The following is a 4,915-nucleotide window of genomic DNA, read 5'->3' on the forward strand; positions in this document are numbered from 1 at the left end:
TGGGCCCAACCCGCGCACGGCAACGCCATCAGCAATACCGCCAACAGCGCGGCGGCGCGGCGAAGGGTGTGTTCACATACCGTTGCAACGCGACAACGGAGTGCGCCCAAAAGGTGACGCAGGGGTGCCGGTAGCAAGGGCAAATCCGTAATCGAGGTAATAATAATCATTCTCATCTAAAACACCTCCAATCCAACATGTCTTCATCGCGTTTTCTCCTCACCCCTATTGCAGCCGCCGCCACCCTGGCCCTCTGGCTGCCGCTAGTCCATGCGCAAAGCGCGCCTGCGCCCGAGGCAAACGCACCTGCCGCTACATTGTCCACCGTGACCGTCAATGCCAGCGCCGACGCATCGGCCGAAGGCCTGACCAAGCCGTTTGCCGGCGGCCAGGTCGCCCGCGGCGGGCGCGTCGGGATTCTGGGCTCCCAGGACGTGATGGACTCGGCGTTCTCGAGCACCAGCTACACCAATGAACTGATCCAGGACCAGCAGGCCAAGAGCGTGGCCGACGTGCTGCTCAATGACCCCTCGGTGCGCCAGGCGCGCGGCTTCGGCAACTTCCAGGAGGTCTATATCGTGCGCGGCTTCCCGGTCTATTCGGATGACGTTGCCTACAACGGGCTCTACGGCATGCTGCCGCGCCAGTACATCGCCGCCGAATTCTTCGAGCGCGTCGAAGTCCTGCGCGGCGCCAACAGTTTCCTCAACGGCGCCCCTCCGGGCGGCAGCGGTATTGGCGGCGCGATCAACCTCTTGCCCAAGCGCGCGCCCAACGAGCCGCTGAGCCGCGTCGGCCTGAGCGCGCAAACCGGCGGCCAGGCCTCCATCTCGACCGACCTGGCGCGCCGCTTCGGTCCCGACCAGGCCACCGGCCTGCGCCTGAACGCGGTGCACCGCGACGGCGGCACCGGCGTCGACAACGAAAAAGTCAAACTGACGGCTCTGACTGTTGGCCTCGACTGGAAAAGCCGCAATGTCCGCATCTCCGCCGACGTCGGCTACCAGGATTACACCCTGACCGGCGGCCGGCCGAACGTGACCCCGTCGAGCGTGCTGCCGCTGCCGAGCGCGCCCGACGCGCGCCGCAACTACGCCCAGCACTGGACCAACGCCAAGGAACGCGACACCTTCGGCACGGTTCGCGCCGAGGCCGACTTCAGCGACAACCTGACCGGCTGGATCGCCGGCGGCCTGCGCAGCAGCGAAGAATCGAACATCCTGGCCAACCCGACCGTCACCAACGCCGCCGGCGCGACGACGACGACCCGTTTCGACAACACGCGTGAAGACAAGATCACGACCATTGAAGCGGGCCTGCGCGGCAAACTCCGCACCGGCAGCGTCGGCCACACCGTGGTGGTGTCGGCGGCAAGCTACGACAACGAACGCCGCAACGCCTACGCCTTCGCCAACTTTGCCGGCTTCGCGAACAACCTCTACACACCGACCGCCGTCGCCGCGCCGCCCGCCAACTTCTTCCTGGGCGGCAAGCTCACCGACCCGCTGGTGCAGGCGAAATCGAAATCCTCCAGCTTCGCAATCGGCGACACCCTGTCCTTCCTGCAGGATTCGCTGCTCGTGACGCTGGGCGCGCGCCACCAGAAAATCGACCAGACCACCTACAACTACAACACCGGCATCGAGGACAGCCATTACGACGGTAGCCGCACGACGCCGGTCGCCGGCGTGGTCTACAAGGCCAACACCAACCTCTCGGTCTATGGCAACTACATCGAGGCGCTGGTGCCCGGCGCCGTCGCGCCCGCCACCGTAACCATAGGCGGCGTCGTGACGCCGGTGACCAACGCCAACACGGTGTTCAAGCCCTTCCATTCCAAGCAGGCTGAAATCGGCGCCAAGTACGACGCCGGCAATTACGGCGCCAGCGTCGCGCTGTTCCAGATCGACCGTCCGCTTGCCTATGTGCAGGGCACCACCTACGGCACCTTCGGCGAGCAGCGCAACCGCGGCCTGGAGTTCTCGGTCTACGGCGAACCGGTTCGCGGCCTGCGCGTGCTCGGCGGCCTGACCCTGCTTGACGCCAAGCAAACCAAGACGGCCAACCCGGCCGACGCCGGCAAGGACGCCGTCGGCGTGCCGAGCCAGCAACTCAACATCGGCGCCGAGTGGGACGTTCCCGGCGCGCGGGGCCTGGCGCTCAACGCGCGTTACCTGCACACCAGCAAACAGTACGCGGACGGCGCCAACACCCAGGCGCTGCCTTCCTGGAACCGCGTCGACATCGGCGCGCGTTACCTGGTCGACCTCGGCAACAACCGCATGCTGACCGTGCGCGGCCGCATCGACAACGTGCTCAACAAGTCCTACTGGGCCTCGGTGGGCGGTGCAAGCCCGACCGACAACTACCTCGTGCTGGCCGCACCGCGCACCTTCGTGCTGAGCGCCAGCGTCGACTTCTGAGCGCGGCGAAGCACGGCACGAGCATGCGAACCCTCTGGACGGTCCTCCATCGCTGGATGGGGCTGTCCACCGCGCTGTTCCTCATCGTCTCGGGCCTGACCGGCGCCGTCATCTCGTGGGACCACGAGATCGACGGCTGGCTGAACAGCAAGCTCTACGACACCGAGGCGCGCGGCCCTTTCCGCAACCCCTTCGAGCTGGCCGCTGCGGTCGAGGCCCACGACCCGCGCGCGCGGGTTGCTTACCTTCCGCTGGGCTTCGAGGAAGGCCATGCCGCCGGCTACTTCGTGCAGCCGCGCAAGGACCCGGCCACCGGCCGGCCCTACAAGCTCGGCTACAACCAGGTGTTTGTCGACCCGGTCACGGCCGAGGTGCGCGGCAAGCGCGACTCCACCGCCGTCTCGTTCAAACCCGAAACCTTGATGCCCTTTTTGCGCAAGCTGCACTACACGCTGCACGTGCCGGCGATGTGGGGCGGCGACCGCGTCGGCCACTGGATCATGGGCGGCATCGCGCTGGTCTGGTTGCTCGACAGTTTTGTCGGCTTCTACCTCACCATGCCGCGCCGCCTGCGCAAGCGCCCCGGCGCCGAAACCGTGCCACACCGCGACCCGGCGGGCTGGTGGTCGCGCTGGAAGCCCTCCTGGCTGCTGCGCTGGAAAGCCGGCGGCTACAAACTCAACTTCGACCTGCACCGCGCCGGCGGCTTGTGGGTATGGGGCTTGATCATCGTGGTGGCCTTCACCTCGTTCTCGATCAACCTGAACCGCGAAATATTTTTCCCGCTGCTCTCCATGGTCTCCAAGACCACGCCCGGGCCCTCAACGCTCGTGCCGCTGGCGTCGCTGGGCGAGCGCATCGAGCCGAAGATTGGTTTTGTGGAGATTGTCGGCATCGCCCAGGCTGAAGCAAAGCGGCGCGGCTGGACCACGCCATTGGGCGGGGCCTTCTACAACCAGCGCGGCGGGTTCTACAACATCTCGTTTTTTGACCACGCCGAGCATGACGACAGCGACGGAATGGATTTGTCCAACCTCTACCTGAGCGCAGAAGACGGCCGCCTGATCAGCAGCAACCAGCCCTGGCACGGCACCACGGCCGACGTGTTCGCGCAACTGCAATTGCCGCTGCACGGCGGGCGCATCCTGGGCCTGCCGGGCCGCATCATGATGTCGCTGCTGGGCGTGGTGGTGGTGATGCTGTCGGTGACCGGCATCGTGATCTGGTGGCGCAAGCGGCGCTCGCGCGTGCTGGCGGCCCGCCGCGAGAGCAGCGAAGGTGTGAGTCCCCTCAGCCTTTCAGCGCAGCCTCCAGCGCATCAATGAACATGGCCGCGACGTCAAAACCGGCCTGGTCGTGGATCTCCTGGAAGCAGGTCGGGCTGGTGACGTTGATCTCGGTCACGTAGTCGCCGATCACGTCGACGCCGGCCAGCAGCAGGCCGCGCGCGGCCAGCACCGGGCCCAGCGCCTCGGCGATTTCAAAGTCGCGTTTTGAGAGCGGTTGCGCCACGCCCAGGCCGCCGGCCGCCAGGTTGCCGCGCACCTCGCTGCCCTGCGGAATGCGCGCCAGGCTGAAAGGCACGGGCTTGCCGCCTATGACCAACACGCGCTTGTCGCCCCTGGAAATCTCGGGCAAAAACTTCTGCACCATCACGCTTTGCGCGCCGTCGCGGTTCAGCGTCTCGGTGATGCTGCCCAGGTTCAGGCCGTCTTCCTTGACGCGGAAGATGCCCATGCCGCCCATGCCGTCCAGCGGCTTGAGGATGATGTCCTTGTGCTCGGCGTGAAAGCGCTTGATGTCGGCCGCGCTGCGCGTCACCAGCGTCGGGCCGCTGAACTGCGCGAATTCCAGGATGGCGAGCTTTTCCGGGTGGTCGCGCAGCGCGCGCGGCTTGTTGAAGACTTTGGCACCCTCGCGCTCGGCCTGCTCCAGCAGGTGGGTACTGTAGAAGTACTCGCTGTCAAAGGGCGGGTCCTTGCGCATGATGACCGCGTCGAAGCCGGCAACGGCCTCGCGCGCATCGGGCCGGGCGGCATCCGCCGTAAACCATGTATCCGCATCGCCCGTCAGCGTGATGTGGCGCACCTGGGCCGTGACTTTCGCGCCGGTCTGCCAGTTCATGTCCGCCGGCTCGCAGGCGCTGATGCGGTGGCCGCGCCTTTGCGCCTCGCGCATCATCGCGAAGGTGGTGTCCTTGTAGATCTTGAAGGACTCAAGCGGATCGGCGACAAAAAGAATATTCATGGTTTGGAAGGGGTTCGGGTGTCGGGGGCCGTTGTGGACGGGGATTCACGGCGCTGCTGGCCGTATTGTTGTACAAACAGCGCCAGCCCGCCCGCCACCACACCCCAAAAGGCCGAGCCCACACCGGCTATTACCACGCCCGACAGCGTGACGAGAAACGTGATAAGCGCCGCCTCGCGGTGCGACTCGTCCTTCACCGCCGCCGCCAGCCCGCTGCCTATGGTGCCCAGCAGCGCCAGCCCGGC

At 66.2% G+C, this 4,915-nt stretch carries 4 protein-coding genes; 2 read left to right on the top strand and 2 right to left on the bottom strand.

Going from position 1 to position 4,915, the window contains the following annotated elements; genetic code table 11:
* The first annotated feature begins 197 nt into the window (after nucleotides 1-197).
* Both ACLV8F_RS24645 and ACLV8F_RS24650 read left to right on the top strand, forming a co-directional pair.
* Nucleotides 198-2,423 (top strand): TonB-dependent receptor, encoded by a 2,226-nt coding sequence (locus tag ACLV8F_RS24645; protein ID WP_411886829.1) that lies wholly within the window; start codon nucleotides 198-200, stop codon nucleotides 2,421-2,423.
* 23 nt (nucleotides 2,424-2,446) lie between these two features.
* Nucleotides 2,447-3,748, top strand: coding sequence for a PepSY-associated TM helix domain-containing protein (locus ACLV8F_RS24650; protein ID WP_411886830.1), 1,302 nt, complete (start codon nucleotides 2,447-2,449; stop codon nucleotides 3,746-3,748).
* Here ACLV8F_RS24650 and gshB read toward each other — a convergent pair.
* Nucleotides 3,714-4,670: a glutathione synthase gene (gene gshB / locus ACLV8F_RS24655; protein WP_411886831.1), complete on the bottom strand. Its 957-nt coding sequence runs from the start codon at nucleotides 4,668-4,670 to the stop codon at nucleotides 3,714-3,716. The genes ACLV8F_RS24650 and gshB overlap by 35 nt on opposite strands.
* A partial coding sequence (locus tag ACLV8F_RS24660; protein ID WP_411886832.1) for a benzoate/H(+) symporter BenE family transporter occupies nucleotides 4,667-4,915 on the bottom strand: 249 nt, incomplete at its 5' end. The genes gshB and ACLV8F_RS24660, both read right to left, overlap by 4 nt.

This window comes from Polaromonas sp. YR568 (genome assembly GCF_943369675.1).
Classification (GTDB): domain Bacteria; phylum Pseudomonadota; class Gammaproteobacteria; order Burkholderiales; family Burkholderiaceae_C; genus Polaromonas.